Origin of the sequence: Agarivorans sp. Alg241-V36 (genome assembly GCF_900537085.1) — a bacterium.
In the GTDB taxonomy this organism is placed as follows: Bacteria; Pseudomonadota; Gammaproteobacteria; order Enterobacterales; family Celerinatantimonadaceae; genus Agarivorans.
In genome coordinates, this window is the sequence record NZ_UNRE01000003.1 from 139,424 (window position 1) to 157,434 (window position 18,011).

10 protein-coding genes are annotated in these 18,011 nt (G+C 47.0%); 6 read left to right on the top strand and 4 right to left on the bottom strand.

What is annotated here, in order from left to right:
• From phnL to G6R11_RS08070, 6 genes are read left to right on the top strand one after another with little or no spacing between them, the layout of a single operon-like run.
• Positions 1-702: a phosphonate C-P lyase system protein PhnL gene (gene phnL, locus G6R11_RS08045; protein WP_163132563.1), complete on the top strand. Its 702-nt coding sequence runs from the start codon at positions 1-3 to the stop codon at positions 700-702.
• A gap of 4 nt (positions 703-706) precedes the next feature.
• Positions 707-1,843: an alpha-D-ribose 1-methylphosphonate 5-triphosphate diphosphatase gene (gene phnM / locus G6R11_RS08050; protein ID WP_163132564.1), complete on the top strand. Its 1,137-nt coding sequence runs from the start codon at positions 707-709 to the stop codon at positions 1,841-1,843.
• Positions 1,843-2,445: a ribose 1,5-bisphosphokinase gene (gene phnN / locus G6R11_RS08055; protein ID WP_163132565.1), complete on the top strand. Its 603-nt coding sequence runs from the start codon at positions 1,843-1,845 to the stop codon at positions 2,443-2,445. The genes phnM and phnN overlap by 1 nt, the downstream gene beginning before the upstream one ends.
• A complete protein-coding gene (gene phnP / locus G6R11_RS08060; protein WP_163132566.1) occupies positions 2,442-3,194 on the top strand; it encodes a phosphonate metabolism protein PhnP in 753 nt (250 codons plus the stop codon). The genes phnN and phnP overlap by 4 nt, the downstream gene beginning before the upstream one ends.
• A gap of 16 nt (positions 3,195-3,210) precedes the next feature.
• Entirely contained in the window at positions 3,211-3,864 is a 654-nt protein-coding gene (locus tag G6R11_RS08065; RefSeq protein WP_163132567.1) for a DapH/DapD/GlmU-related protein, read from the top strand.
• The gene (locus G6R11_RS08070; RefSeq protein ID WP_163132568.1) at positions 3,864-5,108 is read left to right on the top strand and encodes an MFS transporter; all 1,245 of its coding nucleotides are present in this window, start codon (positions 3,864-3,866) and stop codon (positions 5,106-5,108) included. The genes G6R11_RS08065 and G6R11_RS08070 overlap by 1 nt, the downstream gene beginning before the upstream one ends.
• On the opposite strand, the gene G6R11_RS08075 is transcribed toward G6R11_RS08070, so the two are convergent.
• From G6R11_RS08075 to G6R11_RS08090, 4 genes are all read right to left on the bottom strand, one after another.
• Complete coding sequence (locus tag G6R11_RS08075) at positions 5,081-5,692, bottom strand: hypothetical protein (RefSeq protein WP_163132569.1); 612 nt, start codon at positions 5,690-5,692, stop codon at positions 5,081-5,083. The two genes, G6R11_RS08070 and G6R11_RS08075, sit on opposite strands and share 28 nt — an antisense overlap.
• A 185-nt stretch (positions 5,693-5,877) precedes the next feature.
• Positions 5,878-14,619, bottom strand: coding sequence for a VCBS domain-containing protein (locus G6R11_RS08080; RefSeq protein WP_163132570.1), 8,742 nt, complete (start codon positions 14,617-14,619; stop codon positions 5,878-5,880).
• 12 nt (positions 14,620-14,631) lie between these two features.
• Positions 14,632-15,957 carry an HlyD family type I secretion periplasmic adaptor subunit gene (locus G6R11_RS08085; RefSeq protein ID WP_163132571.1) on the bottom strand — a complete coding sequence of 442 codons (1,326 nt, stop codon included), beginning with the start codon at positions 15,955-15,957 and terminating at the stop codon, positions 14,632-14,634.
• A gap of 2 nt (positions 15,958-15,959) precedes the next feature.
• Positions 15,960-18,011 (bottom strand): peptidase domain-containing ABC transporter, encoded by a 2,052-nt coding sequence (locus tag G6R11_RS08090; RefSeq protein WP_163132572.1) that lies wholly within the window; start codon positions 18,009-18,011, stop codon positions 15,960-15,962.

An 18,011-nucleotide genomic window follows, 5' to 3' on the forward strand; every position in this document is an offset into this window, starting at 1 on the left:
ATGCATCCCGTCATGATTGCTAAAAACATCGACAAAACCTTTGTATTACACAACCAAGGGGCTGCGCGATTACCGGTACTACGCCAGCAAAATTTAGAGATTTTTGCCGGCGAATGCTTAGTGCTAAACGGCAGCTCGGGCTCGGGTAAATCAAGCCTGTTACGCTCGCTTTATGGTAACTACCAAATCGATCACGGTGAGTTACTGATTCGCCAAGGCGAGCAATGGCTCGATTTGGCCAGCGCTCCCGCTCGAGAAATTATTGCGCTACGCCGCGATACCATTGGCTGGGTCAGCCAATTTTTAAGAGTTATTCCGCGTTTATCGGCCTTAGACATTGTTATGCAGCCAATGCTAGAAAATGGCATTAGCGAAGCCCAAGCAAAGCCTAAAGCGCAATCGCTATTGCAGCACTTAAATGTGCCAGAGCGACTATGGGGCTTAGCGCCAGCCACCTTTTCTGGTGGCGAACAGCAGCGGGTAAACATTGCCCGCGGATTTGCCCTCGATTACCCGATTTTATTATTAGACGAACCCACCGCTTCTCTCGACAAACACAATGCCCAGCAAGTGGTTGAATTGATCCTAGCCGCCAAGCAGCGCGGTGCCGCCATTGTGGGTATTTTTCACGATGTATGGGTTCGAGAACTGGTCGCAGACCGTTTACACAACATGCAAGCCGCGACCCCAATAGCAGGATAAGACAATGATTATTACTAATGTAAACATGGTGTTAGAGCATGAAGTTGTTAAAGGTTCATTAGAAGTACGCGAAGGCCGAATAGTGGCGCTCAGCGATACCTTAAGCCAACACAGCAGCGCCATTAATGGCGACGGTGCCTACCTATTACCCGGCTTAATTGAACTACACACCGACAACCTCGAGAAGTTTTTTACCCCTCGGCCCAAGGTGAGTTGGCCTAGCGGTTCGGCCATGGCCAGCCATGATGCCTTAATGATCTCGAGCGGTATTACCACGGTGCTAGATGCCATTGCGCTGGGTTACATAAACGACCACGGCACCCGCTTGGCTAACTTAGAGCGCATGTTGCACACCATTGTGAATAGCCAACAACGCGGGGTTAACCGCGCCGAGCACATGCTGCACCTGCGCTGTGAACTGCCTAATGCCGACACTGCCAACATTTTCGAAATCTTGGTTGAGCAAGGGCCTGTTGCCATGGTGTCGTTAATGGATCACACACCTGGCCAACGCCAGTTTGTCGATAGCGAAAAATACCGCACCTACTACATGGGCAAATATGGCTTAAACGATCAGGAAATGGCCAGCTTTGAAGCCGAGCAAACGGCGGCATCTGAGCAATGGTCAGACGCTAACCGCAAACACATTGCCGCCTCAGCGCGTGAGCGTGGTATCGCGCTTGCCAGCCATGACGATGCAACGGTAGAGCATGCGCTAGAATCAGCAGCTTTAGGCTGCGCAGTGGCCGAATTCCCTACCACCGTGGCGGCGGCCAAGGCCTCACACGATGCCGGCTTACAAGTGATGATGGGCGGGCCAAACATTGTGCGCGGTGGCTCGCACTCTGGCAACGTAGCCGCGGCCGAGCTTGCTCGCGAAGGGGTATTGGATATTTTGTCTTCTGATTATTACCCAGCAAGTTTATTAGATGCAGCCTATATGGTGGCGAACATGGACGACAATCACTACGATCTTTGCCAAGCCATCAACATGGTAAGCCTAACTCCAGCTCATACCTTAGGCATGGACGACCGTGGCAGCATTTGTGAAGGCAAGCGAGCCGACCTAGTGCTGGCCAAACCCAACGACGAGCGCTTGCAAGTGCTGCAAGTATGGCGCGAGGGAGAGCGAGTATTTTGATGACTACGCTAACTGCCAGCGAACTAAGCGGCGAAGCCAAGTTGTTTTACTTGGTGGGTCCTTCAGGCTCTGGCAAAGACAGCATCATAAACAGTTTGCGCAGCCAGTTAGAAGCCGACAGTAACTTGTTGATTGCTCACCGCTATATCACTCGCGCAGTTGATGACAGCGGTGAAAATCACATTGCCCTGAGTGTGCCCGAATTTACCCACCGCAAACACAGCGGTCTATTTGCCATGGATTGGCAAGCCAATGGCTGCAACTACGCAGTAGGTAACGAAGTAAACACCTGGTTAAGCATGGGCTTCTCGGTGCTGTTTAACGGCTCTCGCCAGCAAATTCCTTTGGCTGAAGAATTGTTTGGCGAGCGCTTACGGGTTATCGCCCTTGATGTTGAACCGCAAGTACTGGCCGAGCGCCTACGCAAGCGCGGGCGTGAGTCTGAACACGATATCGCAGCACGGCTGCGCCGCAGCGAGCAATATCAAGCATCTCTACCAGAAGATTGTTGGCGCTTAGACAATAATCGCAATCTAGACAGCACCGTGAGCAAACTGCTCAAATACATTGAAGCACAAACCACAGAGTTATATATCCAATGAAACTAAGCCTACTTGGCACCGGTAATGTTAGAGGCTGCCCAGTTTACGGATGCGATTGCCCAGCCTGCCAGCGAGCAATTTTAGACCCAAGTAAAGCGAGATTACTGTGTTCTGCAATGCTTGAAGTTAATGGCCAGCAAATCCTTATCGATGCCAGCCACCCGCAGTTACAAACACGTTTTCCGGCAGGAAGCATTGATGCCATTTTGCTGACTCACTTTCACATGGATCATGTTCAAGCCTTGTTTGAATTACGCTGGGGGCTATGCGAGGCCATTCCGGTTTATCATCCCGATGACCCACTGGGCTGTGATGATTTATTTAAGCACCCCGGCATTCTCGATTTTCAGCCAGCGTTAGCTGCCATGCAGACTTTTCAGCTAGCAAACATAAGCGTTACCCCGCTGGCTTTAAATCACTCTAAGCCCACCTTAGGCTATTTGTTTAGCAGCGAAAAAGGTCGTATCACCTACCTCACCGATACGCTAGGCATTCCCGACAAAAGCTGGCAGCAATTACTGCGTCGGCCACCCAAATACGTAGTGATTGATTGCAGCACTTCGCCACTGCACAGCTCAAGTAATCACAACAACCTTAACGACGTACTTGAACTTGCACATGCTCTACCCGACAGCACGTGGGTACTCACTCACATTGGCCACGACTTAGATGAATACCTAATGCAATACCCCAAGTGCTTACCCAGCAATGTGCTGGTTGGGCATGACGAACTATGCCTAAGCCTATAAAAGTAAAGGAATAACCATGGCTATTGTAGATCCCGGTGCAAACTTAAACTCCCAGCCCAGTATTGCGAATAGCAGTAAAGTGACTAGCTCCGAGCTAGGCAGCTGGACCGAAATTGGCGAACGTTGCTTGTTAGATAACGTGCAATTTGGTGACTACAGCTACGCGCAAAATGATGTCGATATCGCCCTATGCACGGTGGGTAGATTTGTCTCAATTGCTTCTAGCGTACGAATTAACCCCAGCAACCATCCGTGGTGGCGCCCTAGCTTGCATCACTTTAGCTATCGCCCACAAAAGTACGGCATGGCCGCCAAGGTAGATGAGCAAGTATTTGATTGGCGAGCAGACAACAAAGTCAGCATCGGCCACGATGTTTGGATAGGCCACGGCGCGATCATTATGCCAGGGGTAAATATTGGCAATGGGGCAATTGTTGGCTCTGGCAGCATCGTTACCAAAGACGTGCCTGCTTGGCACATTGTGGTAGGCAATCCTGCCAAGGTATTAAGACCACGCTTTGATAAAGCCGATACCGGAGAGCGCTTAGAAAAACTCGCTTGGTGGAATTGGTCACACGACAAACTGGCCGAAGCCCTGCCCTTGTTCCAAGAAGACTGCATAAGTTTTCTTGAGCACTATGAAAAGCAGACCATTAGCGAAGGTGCTTAGTGGCCGCAAATTTATTGCGAGTTCGCTTAGCTACACATGGAATGGCGATTGCCCAAACTCTGCTGTGGGCAAGCCTTTACTATAGCTTTCCGGCGATGCTGCTCACTTGGCATCTGCAACTTAGCTGGTCTATTGCTGATGTGTCTTTAGCCTTTACCATCGCGCTGGTAGCCTCGGCGCTTTGCTCTCCGTTTATCGGCCGTTTAATCGACAAGGGCTTTGGCCCGCAGGTGCTAAGCCTTAGTGCATTGTTAGGCGGTTTAGCCCTGTTGGCTGTAAGCCAGGTTGAACACTTATGGCAATTCTATGGTGCGTGGTTAATGCTGGGTTGTGCCAGTGCCGGTTGCTTATACGAGCCTTGTTTTGCCTTTCTTACTCGCTATCGTGGCAGCGATGCTAAATCGGCAATTACTAAGGTCACCTTATATGCTGGATTTGCCGGCACAGTAAGCTTTCCCCTTTGTCATTATTTAGTTGGCTTAGTGGGCTGGCGCGCCACCTCCGTAAGTTTGGCCTTAATCGTTATATTTATTGCAACACCACTTTTGTTTAGCTGCGCCAAGCTGATACAAGGTGCACAAAGATCTTTGTTGTCTCAAGCTAAAACTCGCCTTACTTCTACGCCTTCAAAAGGGGTGAGCCATTCGCTTAAAAGCGCGATCTTTTGGCTTATCGCCATGGCTTTTTCACTTAGCGCACTTAACCACACAGTACTGGTTAACTTTTTACTGCCCAGCATGCACGCTATCAACTTTACGCCTAACGATGCGGTGTTAGTAATGGCAATGATAGGCCCTATGCAAGTGGTTGGGCGCATTGCCATGATGAGCGTAGATAAGCGGCTTTCAAACACCGTGATAACCATGCTGTGTTTTGGCAGTTTACTGGTGGCAGCAAGTTTGTTGTGGCGGCTTAGCACTAGCCAACAAGTCATTTGGCTATTTGTTGTATTGCAAGGCAGTGCCTATGGGGTAACCAGTATTTTGCGGCCAGTATTAACTAAGCAGCTATTAGGTAAAGAGAGTTTTGGAGCGATATCGGGGTTGTTAGCAGTGCCCTATTTACTCGCCAGCGCGAGTGCGCCGTTTTTAGGAGCTTATGCTTGGCAAGTCAATCAGCAGCAGGGGATCTTTAGTCTAGTGAGCCTAAGTGCAGGCTTGGGTTTTGTAGCAATGGCAGCCTGTTGTTTGCAACAAGCTGCCAAAACCACTAACTATCAGAAGTTAACGGCTAAGCCTAAGTAAGCACCGCTATCGCTGGTGCTGTAGCTACGGGTAGCGATATCTTCGTACTGGTAACCCGCAGAGATATCAATGGTGCTAGCTACTAGGTCAAACAGTTCATAGTTTACCCCAGCACGAAAACGGTTAGCTTTGTAATCTTCATCGGTAAGTGACACTTTCAAATCACTCTCTAAACCAAGACCCGAACCTGGAAAACGCCATGCAACACGCCCTACTGCGTATACTTGCTCGCCATTGTCAGAGCCAGCTAAAGCAGCGTTAGCACTATCCCAACGCTCGTAACCTGCACCTAAATCTAGGTAAAGACCAGCTGTATCAAATAGGTTGTAGTACAACTCACCTTGGTAGCTAGAGCCATCAGCTGCATCACCTTGCTTACGCTTGTTTGCGCCAACAGCTACATTAGGAATAAGCGGAATAGGATGCTTAAAACGCAACTCTAAATCACCTTGCCAAGCCGAAGAAGCTTTTGGGTCAGTATTGGTTTGAGCGATATGGCTAGCCAGAGTTAAACCGAGTAGATCGGCTTGAGCAGGAAGAGCAGCGAACATTGCAGCGCCAACAGCAGCGAGGCGAAATTTCATGTTGAGTCCTTTAACTAAACAAGTTCTAAGAAGGTAAGGCGGCATTCTGCCACGCGACTCAGTTAAGGCCAAGAGAAAAAGCTACGCCATCAACCCCTTTTAGTTTATTTTGCTAAAAATTTACAAATTGCCTTATTTTACTGCAATATAGGTATTACCTTTAGCTCAAACAACACTCGCTATATTTACCATTGATTGTGCATATTGTTGAGCGCCGAATGCAATAGCTCATCATCATGACTATCCATAGCAGTATTATCATCAACCAGTTGGTTATGGTTATGATCATGGTCTTGGGCATCATCAAGTTGATGATGTTGGTCCTCTCCTTCAGCCAATGGATTGTCAAACGGATCCGGTGAATGTCCAGCCAAGTCATCTTCATCAGCTAGAGGGTTGTCTACGTTAAACTCCGGTAGTAAGTCTGTTTGGCTGCCAGCTAAAGACTCAGACGGCGCATCATCTCTGCTCATTCCCAGCATTTGAAAGTAGTGGTCTACCGGTGACGTAGGCTGAAGGGTAGATGTTAAATCCGAGGTCTCTGTTTCACTTTTAAGCTCTTGATGGTGTTCAGACTCACTAACAGACCCATAACTTGCCAACTCATCACTTGGTGCTATGACTAGGTCAACATCAATAACATCAACATCTAAAGGAGCGTCACTGGCATCTGGAGCTGCTGGAGGTGGAGTATGGTGGCCAACCACTGGGGTAACCGTCATATCCAACACTTCCGATCCTAAAGTAAGCTTACCGCTGTGACCAGGTCCATGATTTAAAATACTCACTTGAACATGCATTACAACATCATCGTGATGGGACCCCTGCAAAGCGACTTCAAATCTATCCTCATGAACACCGACATCTTGAGCGCTGCCGTGAGGACCAGTATGAGTATTGGCATGCTCTTGATAGCTGAGTTGACCGGTTTTAGGGTCAATAGTCAGCGTTCCCCAATGGCTGGTATAAGAGGTTTGATAATGGCCATTAACTAATATTTTCCAGCCTTGCTCTGCAACAGGTACCGGAGTTTGGCCGGGTACAATTGTTGGTACGCCAAGTGAGGCACCAATATGGTGACTGCCTGGTGGTGCTGTGACAACGATGGGCTCAGGTTTAGCACTTGCTGCCATGTTTAAAGCGGAGTTTACGTTGCCATGCTCATCGGTCATGATGGCTTTAACAATACTGCTGGGAGCAACTTCGAGTTGAATTCCGTGCGCTAAGCTATTCGCGTCGAGTACATGGTCAACGCCATTAATACTAAGGTGTTCGCCTACTTTGGCATCTGTTGCTGCATGCACCGTTGCGGTAATGGTTCCAGCGTGGCCATGGGCTATTTCAGCTTTGTTGTATAAGTTATCACTGCCGGGACTCTCAAAAGTGATACTCGGTCTACCAACTTGGAGATCAGTATCATAGTGTAAGGTTTGAGTTGCATTGGCTTTATTGCCTGCATTGTCGACAGTGGAAACAGAGGCCGAAACTGACGAATCAGAGGCCAACTCACTACCCGCAACTACAATACTAAATTGTCCATGACTATCTACAGTTCCTGTGTAACTTTGTTGATTAATACTTAACGTAACAACATCACCTTGATGTACATCGCCGCCAACTTGGCCAGTGATGTTTACCGATGTATGACTTTCTTGAGCATTAATAATATTGTCGGCGGTAATAGGGTCAAGGTGAATGCTAGTTTGGGCTTGGGTATCAATTTTCACATCGAGTACTGGTGATACAGCAGGCACCACTGATGAAGGAGCCAATGCTTTAGCGGATAGATTATGATCGCCTTCAGTTAAGCGGCTTACAGCAACGCTATATTGCCCAGAGGCATCAGAAACCGCGTGTCCAACGGGTGTTGAACCATCGTAAACCGTCACTTGCGAATAGGGAATATCGGTGTGTCCGGTGATTGTTGGAGTTGTATCCTTGGTCAAGTTGTCAGTTTGTGATGAACCCGAGTCGCTCATCGATGCAAGATCCAAAGTCACCGTGTTGGTTGGCGCGACGTTTGCGCCAACAGGTAAGGTTGGTTGCGTGGTTGTAACCACAGGTTGAGGAGGTACAGTTGTTGATGTAACTATGCCGCCAGTAGTCGAAGTGGTTACCTGTCCAGATGCATCAAAGGTGATGAATTTCGAATCCTCAGCTTGGCCATCACTGACTTTGACTTCAAACACATCAACACCATGGTAGGAGTTGGTTGCAGCATTGTAACTCATCCCTGCCACAGATGTGTTTGGCGTATAGACATAGTCACCAGTATTGGGATTAACGGTTAGTGAACCAAAATGACCTGTTGAACTAACGACAGAGAACGTATGAGAGTCAGTAACGTCTGCATCCGTCTCTGTTAATGTGCCCGTCGTCGATGATGCTTGGCTGACACCGAGCATCGGTGCGTCGTTGGTGCCAGTTACCGTTAACGTTGCGGTTTGCTGTGCATTACCACCCTGACCATCGGTTACATTGTAGGTGACCACTATGGTTTCAGACTGGTTTACCCCTAAATGCTGAAAGGCTTGGTGCGTTGCATCAACGACCAATGTGTGCCCATCAGAAGCAACAAAAACACCCGCAGGCAATGCCGTTGATGTTGCGCCGCCATCCACTTGGTAGTGCAGGTTAGTAATCGACAGCGTATCGCCATCGGTATCTGTCGCGCCTTGCAATAAATCCAATTGATGATGATTTGTTTGGTCTTCGCTCACGGTATCTGTGACGGCCGCTACCGTTGGGGCATGGTTTACTGAATCGACCGTTATGGTGTTAGTGGCCTCTTTCGAGTCTTGGTGTCCATCGTTAACAGTATATTTAAACTGAACATCGCCATTAAAATCTTGCGCAGGAACGAACTGAAGTTTAGCGATATCGGCAGTAGCAATACTCTGACCTGCGGTAATATCGTGTCCATCAAGTACAAACTTACCTTGTGTTGCTGGTGGTAGATCTGTGATTGCTATGGAATGTAGCGTATCGCCGGTATCAATATCCGTAAACCCAAACTGACTGGCTTGCATTTGGTAGTGCGTGTCTTCAGTGCCATGTGCAAGTGTCGTCGCAGTGATGGTCGGCTGATCATTGGTTCCTGTCACCGTTATTGTTATATCGTGGGCAGTGTGGTCTGCAGAATAAACACGGTACACAACCTTTTCTACTTCACCTTCAGCTAATGATTGCAAGTGACTGTTGGCTACTTCATAACCCCAAGCGCCATTTGGTGTTATGCGTAAAAAACCACCAAAGGGGTCGTTAATCGCTTGCTCTCCAAACCGATTGACCTGAAAGTGGTCTTGCCCTGCATCAGGATCACTGACATTCAATAAACCTGAAGCCGCTACGGGGTGATTTGAACTATGACCAACATTATGATCTTCAATAATCGTCCCTGTATCAGTACCAGTAATCACAGCAGAATCACGTGTGGGAGCCAGAGTGATTGAGGCTGATGTAGCCACACTTCCACCATGTGAATCCTGCACATCATAGGTAAATGAGACCTTGCCGTTGTAATCTTGTGTAGGATGAAAGGTGAAGGTTCCGTCATGATTATCGGTAATCTTTCCATGATCAGCGATAAGATTTGCTACAGAGAGTTTCCCCGCATCATCGTGGTCGATGTCTGTAGCGTTAGCGAGTAAATCAGCAGCGTGTAGAACGACATCTGTATCTTCAGTACCAGCTGTAAGTGTAACTGCTGAGCTAACAACGGGAGCATCATTGTCACCTTGAATAGTGACTTGAATTTCATGAGTCGTACCATCAGCAGAACGCACAGTAACAGTATCAATTAAGGTTTCGCTACTAGCGAGAGATTGAATCTTTGCGAGGCTATTATCAATTTCATAGCGATATGAACCATCGGATTGAAGAATGAGTTTTCCACCTTCCTGTGTCGTATATCCGGTATCCCATGTGCCTGTCTGTTGGTTTTGATGAAGATTTCCATCAAAATGTTCTTCTCCAGCATCAGCGTCAGTAATGGTCAATTGGCCGTTGTATATAATCGTATTGCCTGAGTTTAGGGTAAGGTTATGATCCTCTTGAACAGTAAAGGTGTCTTGCCCGCCAATAACTGCTGTATCACCTACAGCACTCAATGAAGTGCTTGCACCCGTATGCGTAACTCCACCATGCGCGTCTTGCACATCATAGGTGAAGTGAACTTGGCCGTTATAGTCTTTGGTTGGCGTGAAGGTGTAGGTGCCGTCTTTGTTATCAATCACAGAGCCGTGGTCTACTAACAGATTAGCAATGGAAAGCTTGCCAGCGTCATTTGTATCAACGTCGACAGTATTGGAAAGCAAATCAGCCTTTGTAAAAGTAAGAGCAGTGTCTTCGGTACCTGTAGTAAGTGTCACTTCAGAACTGATGTACGGTCTGTCGTTATCTCCATGAATGGTAATAACGATATTTTGAGCAGTACCATCTTTAGAATATACGGTAATGGTGTCGGTTAGCGTTTGCCCTTCACCGAGTTGATCTATGGTAGTGCCAATAGTTGTTTTTCTATTGCCGACCCAATCAACGCTTCCAACCGTCACGTCGTAATGCCAAGTACCATCTGTATTTAAGAGTAAGTGTCCATATTGTCCGTGGTAGGAGTTATTCCAAGCGCCGCCCTTAGGGTCGAATTGGGCTTCACCACTATCAGGGTCAACAATATCCAACTTGCCATCAGCTGTTAATGCTGCCTGTCCAAGTTTAGCCATACCAGGTTGTGCGTAATCGGGTGACATATCACCATAACTGCCATGCCCTTCATCGACATCGCCAGTTGTTATTCCGGTGATTATGGCTTTGTCGTCAGTGCCATTAATCCTAACCGTAACTTTTTGCTCTGTCCCATCAACAGAGTGTACTACTAGCGTATCGGTAAGTGACTCGCCTGTTTTCAGGCCTTGAATAGCCTGTTTGGAATTGTCTGCAGTATAAGTCCAGTGGCCTAGTTCGTTAATAGAAAGGCTTCCGAATTGCCCTTGTTGTACGCCCGCTTGGAACTGATTTTGACCTGAATCCACATCAGTAACTGTGAGCGTACCATCAACATGGAGTTGCCCTTGATGCAGGTCTTTATCTTCGGTTAATTGTGTTGTGCTGGTTCCTGCAATAACAGCCTTATCGTCAGTGCCATTAATGGACACAGTGATTTTCTGTTCAGTGCCATCGACTGAATGAACGACTAGCGTATCGGTGAGCGACTCTCCGGTTTTCAGGCCTTGGATTACTGGCTGAGAATTATCTGCCGTATAAGTCCAGTGACCGAGATTATCGATACTGAGCGTGCCGAACTGCCCTTGCAATACGCCCGCTTGGAATTGATTTTGACCATTATCAACATCAGTGACAGTGAGCGTGCCATCGACATGAAGTTGTCCTTGATGAAGGTCTTTGTCTTCAGTGAGACTCGCCGTACTAGTTCCACCAATCACCGCCTTATCGTCGGTGCCGTTAATAGTCACAGTGATTTTTTGTTCGGTACCATCGACAGAATGAACAACTAGCGTATCGGTGAGCGATTCTCCGGTTTTCAGGCCTTGGATTACTGTTTGAGAATTATCTGCCGTATAGGTCCAATGGCCTAGTTCGTTAATGGAAAGCGAACCGAATTGACCTTGTTGTACGGTGGCTTGGAACTGGTTTTGGCCATTATCGACATCAGTGACAGTGAGCACGCCATCGGCATGCAGTTGCCCTTGATGCAGGTCTTTATCTTCGGTTAATTGTGCTGTGCGGGTTCCTGCAATGACTGCCTTATCATCAGTGCCGTTAATGGATACAGTGATTTTTTGCTCTGTGCCATCGACGCTATGAACGACCAAAGTGTCAGTTAATGATTCACCTGTTTTCAGGCCTTGTATAGCCTGTTGTGAATTATCAGCGGTGTAGGTCCAGTGGCCTAGGTTATTGATCGACAGTGTGCCGAACTGGCCTTGTAACACATTGGCTTGGAACTGGTTTTGACCATTATCTACATCAGTAACAGTAAGTGAGCCATCAACATGAAGTTGCCCTTGATGAACATCTTTATCTTCGGTCAATGATGCTGTTGATGTCCCTGCAATGACCGCCTTATCGTCAGTGCCGTTGATAGTGACAGAGATTTTTTGCTCAGTGCCATCGACGCTGTGAACGACTAGCGTATCGGTAAGTGACTCACCCGTTTTCAGGCCTTGAATTACTGGCTGAGAATTATCTGCCGTATAGGTCCAGTGGCCTAGTTCGTTAATGGAAAGCGAACCGAATTGACCTTGTTGTACGCCCGCTTGGAATTGGTTTTGGCCATTATCGACATCAGTGACATTGAGCACACCATCTGCATGAAGTTGTCCTTGATGAAGGTCTTTATCTTCGGTTAATTGTACTGTGCTGATTCCTGCAATGACTGCCTTATCGTCAGTGCCATTAATGGACACAGTGATTTTCAGCTCAGTGCCATCGACAGAATGAACGACTAGCGTATCGGTGAGCGACTCGCCCGTTTTCAGACCTTGGATTACTGGCTGAGAATTATCTGCCGTATAAGTCCAGTGACCTAGACTATTGATACTGAGCGTGCCGAACTGACCTTGTAACACATTGGCTTGGAATTGATTTTGCCCATTATCTACATCGGTAACAGTCAGAACTCCATCAACATGAAGTTGCCCGCTATGCAGGTCTTTATCTTCGGTTAATTGTGCTGTGCTGGTTCCTGCAATGACTGCCTTATCATCAGTGCCGTTAATGGATACAGTGATTTTTTGTTCAGTGCCATCGACGCTGTGAACGATTAGCGAATCGGTAAGTGACTCGCCTGTTTTCAAGCCTTGAATAGCTTGTTGGGAATTGTCTGCAGTATAAGTCCAGTGGCCTAGGTTATTGATCGACAGTGTTCCGAACTGACCTTGTAAAACGTTCGCTTGGAATTGGTTTTGACCATTATCTAGATCAGTAACAGTAAGTGCGCCATCAACATGAAGTTGCCCTTGATGAAGGTCTTTATCTTCAGTGAGCGAGGCTGTTGCAGTGCCTGCAATCACCGCTTTATCATCAGTGCCATTAATGGACACAGTGATTTTCTGTTCAGTGCCATCGACAGAATGAACAACTAGCGTATCGGTGAGCGATTCACCTGTTCTCAGTCCTTGAATGACAGCTTGAGAATTATCTGCCGTATAGGTCCAGTGGCCTAGTTCGTTAATGGAAAGCGAACCGAATTGGCCTTGTTGTACGCCCGCTTGGAATTGGTTTTGACCATAATCTAGATCAGTAACAGTAAGCGTGCCATCGACATGAAGTTGTCCTTGATGAAGGTCTTTGTCTTCAGTGAGACTCGCCGTACTAGTTCCACCAATCACCGCCTTATCGTCGGTGCCGCTAATAGTCACAGTGATTTTTTGTTCGGTACCATCGACAGAATGAACAACTAGCGTATCGGTGAGCGATTCTCCGGTTTTCAGGCCTTGGATTACTGTTTGAGAATTATCTGCCGTATAGGTCCAATGGCCTAGTTCGTTAATGGAAAGCGAACCGAATTGACCTTGTTGTACGGTGGCTTGGAACTGGTTTTGGCCATTATCGACATCAGTGACAGTGAGCACGCCATCGGCATGCAGTTGCCCTTGATGAAGATCTTTATCTTCGATCAGAACGCCGCTAAAACCTCCGCCAATGATTGCTTGTTCATTAGTGCCAAGAACTTGAATACTAAGGTCTTGCTTAACCATTTCACCAGCACTGTCGGTTACACTAACAACAAAGTGCTCAACTCCCTTCTGCCCTTCGGTTAAAGCAAGGGTTGCTGGCTGCTGGTTATCAAGCTGATATTGCCACTGGCCATTATCAGGATTAATGGTTAATTGGCCATATTGACCTTGAGAGTGGCTAACTGACCATTGTAGTTGTTCATTATGGTCTGGATCTTTAGCGAATAACTGACCATCAACTTCTGAAAGTGCAGCCATCTCAGTAACATTGGCGTGGTGCAAACCCGAAATTTGGGGTTTATCATTACTGCCCTCCACCTCTATTGAAACTACCATTTTAATTTGATGCTGCAGATTGTCTTTAACTACAACAACAAATTGCTCACTATGGTGCTCTCCTTCAGCCAAAGCATTGGTCGTGGCTAGTGCATTATCTAACTGATAACGCCACTGTCCAGTATGCGGGTCCACAAACAGCTGGCCATATACTCCACTTCCAGACTCAACTGTCCAACTTACTTGGTTAGCGCCCACGCCAGAAACATGCAACTCACCACTAACCTCACTCACCTTATCTTCTTTCACTGCTCCGCTTTGTTGCTGCGCCCCTTCAGCATGCATAACCGGTGCTGGCTGCTGGTCAGTTTGAGAATGATTAACGTGAGTAAGCTGTTGCACTGTCACACTGGGCTTATAATGGCTACCCTCAACATGTCCCGAATGGTTGCTAGTTATTCCCGTAGCCCCAACGTGATTAAGAAGTGAGTGTGTTGTAAGCCAATGAGAGCTGGCACCATTTCCTCCACCCCCTTTACCCACTCTCGCAACACTTGCTTTAGTATCATCAACTAAGGGGTCTTCAACCAAGGCAGCACCGGCAATGGCTTTTGAAGCAGCGTCAGGTTTGAGTGACTCAGACTCAGACTCAGCATCAGCAAACTCTTTAATTTGTTTAGAGTCTATTTCAGTAAGGTCTTTAGTAGATGTTAATAAGGTTTCATCTGGTAAAGCTTGCTGCTCACCAAGAAGTTGTTGATGAGATTTATCAGCAACCAAATCCTGATTTTTAAGCCCCTCAACTTTCACATCTCGCAGCTCTTTAGCCTGCAAACGCTGCACATCTTTATCTATGCGTTTAGCTTTTTTGATGCTTTTGTCTGAATTACTTTGCTTCTTTGAAGAACTTTTTACTGCCTTATCTTGAGGCTTGTTATGATCATCTTTAGTCATAATAAAATTCTCTTAACGTTCGCCAAAGGCAGTGGTGATGTTGGTAAATACTGGCTTCCATAAGTATTGAAATACCGTTTTATCGCCAGTCACAATATCTACTTCACCGGTCATGCCGGGAATAAGGCCAAAGCGCTCGGGGTCGTCATTAAAAAATGGGGTTTCTATGCTTATTTTAACCTTGTAGAAAACGCCCCCTTTCTCATCGGTGTCTGTAGAAGGAGAGATCCTTTGCACAATGCCATCTAAAGCCCCATAACGGCTGTAATCAAAGGCGTCTATTTTTACCCTTGCACGTTGCCCTTCGGTAACAAAACCAATATCACGTGGAGATAACTTAGCTTCAATTAGCGCTTCCTTGGTGGTAGGAACAATTACCGCAACGGTTCCACCTGGTGCAATTACGCTGCCTGAAGAGGTAGTCGGAATAGATTGCACAATCCCATCAACTGGCGCTAAAACGGTAGTTTGAGAAACTTGTGAACCGGAAGATTTTAAGCGCGCTTCAACCCCTAATAGCTCAGCTTGAGCCTCGGCACGTTTTTCGCCAACTTGATTAAACAGGGCGGCATTTTTCTGTTCGAGCTGCTTGCTAAGATTGGTTAGGCTTTTACTTAAAACTTGCTCTTTGCCCTCTAAAGATTTTAGCTCTCTTATGTAAGAGTCGAGCTTTTGTTGAGCTTCTAGTACCTGTAGTTTAGACACCACCTGAATACCGCCCGGTGATTTCATCATGTTGATGGTTTTACGAGAGGCCGATATTTGGTCACTTAGTGCTGGCACTTCATTCTCTACCGCAGCCAACTCTGCTTTAGCTTTAGCTATCTCCGACTCTGTTAACGCTGAAGTGGCGGCTAACTCAGCATTCATCCTTTTGAGCGCTGAAACATGCTGCGCCACTAATTTAGGATACTCAGCTTTAAACGCCGAGAAGTCAGCTTGGCGCTGCTCAACAAAGGCGTTGTAACGCTCAATACGTAATTCTAAATTGGCTTGTTTACTGGCTAATTCTTCCTCTAAAGACTGGCTATCAATGGCCACAAAATTTGCCAATACATCGCCCTGCTTAACCACATCACCTTCCTCTACACTCACAGAGGCTAAGGTTCCACCTAGCTGACTTTGAATAACTTGCCGGTGACCAAGAGGCACCACCTGCCCCTTGGCTTTAGCAATTTCTTCCACTGTGGTAAAAATTGACCACAACAGCATTCCCAATACCGACAAGGCAATAAACCACGCAATACGGCGAATCAGCTTTCTCTCTGCTGGTGCTTCAATGGCATCAGTAAATTCATGTTCTGGCCAAATACGATTAGCTAATTGACGCTGTTCCATATTTACTGCTCCGTTTCACTGTTGGATTGAGGCTGCTGCGAAGGAATAGGTCCAACATAAGCGGCTGTACCTTTGTCTAAAATTATTACCTTGTCGGCTAATTGGATTAGCTCTTGGTCATGGCTGGTGAAAATAATGGTTGCCTTGCCTCGCAAGCTTTCTAAGGTGCGAATAAACTGGCTTTTAGCATCTGGGTTTCGGTTGGCCAAGGGCTCGTCTAACAACAAATACTGAGAACCTTTTAGTAGTGCTCTCGCTAAAGAAATATAACCACCTTCTACTGCTGACAGCATGGCACTATCATCACCAGCGATTGGCGCATCTAACTGTTCGTTTAACGCGCTAAATAAAGCGCGCCCACCAGCTGCGAACAAAGCATCAACCAACTGCTCGTCACTGGCATCAGGGTTTGCTATTCGTAGGTTTTCTGCCAAAGTGCCGGGAAATAAATCTGGCTCTGCGGGGCAATAAGCCGCCCATGAACGCAATAGCTCTGGGTCGTACTGGCGAATGTTTTTGTTGTTTATTGCTACATAACCGGCTTGAGGTTCAATCACCCCTAAAGCTGATAGCAACAATGAGGTTTTGCCGCAGCCATTAGGACCAATAACCGCCACCATTTCTCCGGCGTCTATTTCAGCATTAACCGCCGATAGTGCTGGCTCCATTTCGGCCCCGTAACGCAAGGTTAAATGTTGAAAAGATACACTAGGAACCTGGCTCATATCGGGAACATCTAAACGCAATTCGCTATTTTCAGTTTTCACCTGCATAAATCGATCAAACTGCTCAGCCGCCCCCTTTAGCAAGATGAACTTTTGGGTAGAGCTAAACGCCAGTTGCGCTGGGCCGGTGATTCGCCAAATCAGCATGACACAGGCAATCAACGCCCCGGCGGATATTGACTGATTGAGCACCAAGAAAATGCCACAGAAAACAGTTACCAAGGCAGTAGACAAACTTAAAGCATGAGCCACTGCAGCCATCAAGCCATTGCGAGCCGCATAACGAAAGTTCTGCCGGCTATTCTCTCGGCATAAACGGGCAAACTTAGTGGTCCAAGCATCTACTTGCCCGGCCGCTTTTAGCTGGGTGAGATTTTTAGCTAACTCGTTAAGCGCATTTTGATACTCACCCGATACCGTAGGAGAAGCGCTTTGAATGTAGCTGCGCATTAGCCGCATAAGTAAATAAAACACCAGTAACATTAACAGCGGAACCAGCACCAACCAACCACTTAACAAAGTAATGGTAGCTAAGGCGATGAAGGTAAAAGGTAAATCGATTAGGCCGCCTGCAGCAGGGCCAGATAACACCGTGCGAACCTTTTCTGCGTTGCGCATACGAGCCACATGATTGGCAATGCCCACTCGCGATAACACCATTAACGGCATGTTTAACAAACGGTGAAAGGTAAGCTCAGACAAATCTCTCGCCATGCGATTACTCGCTGAGGACATTACTTTGGCTCTAATCAAGCGTGATGCAACTAAAATACTTAAGGCCAACGCCGCCCCTAAAGCAATGCTGGGTAATACCTCAGGTGTTTGCCCGCCAATCACACGGTCATAAACTGCCATTGTAAATAGCGGTACGGCTAAGCCAGTCAAGCTAGACAATAAACTGAGCCAAAATACCGGCCGATACCATTTACTTCGCTTGCTTACTTGCTCGGCAAAAGCTTTGGCAGAAGATCCCTGCTGAGGCAGCCGCTCAATCATTATTAAATGTGCGTCTTCGCCAATAGTGGCTGGGTCACAGGCCTGCCACTGCTGCTCAAACTGTTCAAGTTGCTCACCATGGCGACGCAACAACTTAGGTGCATGGTGATCGGATATCAGTACAAAAGGATGAGCCGCTTGAGAAACTAAAGAAGGCAAGTGGCGATGCACCGAATAGGCAATATGGTGCTTTTTAAGCAAGCCTACAAAGTCCATAACATCTAGTGAATCTAAACGCTGGTCTTGTTCAATATTGGTCGCTTGAGAGTACAAACCAAGCTGTTGCAACAAGCTAATTAACGTGGGTTTTAAATCAGGATTTTGCTGTTCCAT

What these genes read in the sequence shown, in the direction of transcription:
- phnN (WP_163132565.1), top strand. Translation starts at nt 1,843, where the DNA reads ATGACTACGCTAACTGCCAGCGAACTAAGCGGCGAAGCCAAGTTGTTT.
- phnM (WP_163132564.1), top strand. Translation starts at nt 707, where the DNA reads ATGATTATTACTAATGTAAACATGGTGTTAGAGCATGAAGTTGTTAAA.
- G6R11_RS08090 (WP_163132572.1), bottom strand. Translation starts at nt 18,011, where the DNA reads ATGGAACAGCAAAATCCTGATTTAAAACCCACGTTAATTAGCTTGTTG.
- G6R11_RS08065 (WP_163132567.1), top strand. Translation starts at nt 3,211, where the DNA reads ATGGCTATTGTAGATCCCGGTGCAAACTTAAACTCCCAGCCCAGTATT.
- G6R11_RS08080 (WP_163132570.1), bottom strand. Translation starts at nt 14,619, where the DNA reads ATGACTAAAGATGATCATAACAAGCCTCAAGATAAGGCAGTAAAAAGT.
- G6R11_RS08075 (WP_163132569.1), bottom strand. Translation starts at nt 5,692, where the DNA reads ATGAAATTTCGCCTCGCTGCTGTTGGCGCTGCAATGTTCGCTGCTCTT.
- phnP (WP_163132566.1), top strand. Translation starts at nt 2,442, where the DNA reads ATGAAACTAAGCCTACTTGGCACCGGTAATGTTAGAGGCTGCCCAGTT.
- G6R11_RS08085 (WP_163132571.1), bottom strand. Translation starts at nt 15,957, where the DNA reads ATGGAACAGCGTCAATTAGCTAATCGTATTTGGCCAGAACATGAATTT.
- phnL (WP_163132563.1), top strand. Translation starts at nt 1, where the DNA reads ATGCATCCCGTCATGATTGCTAAAAACATCGACAAAACCTTTGTATTA.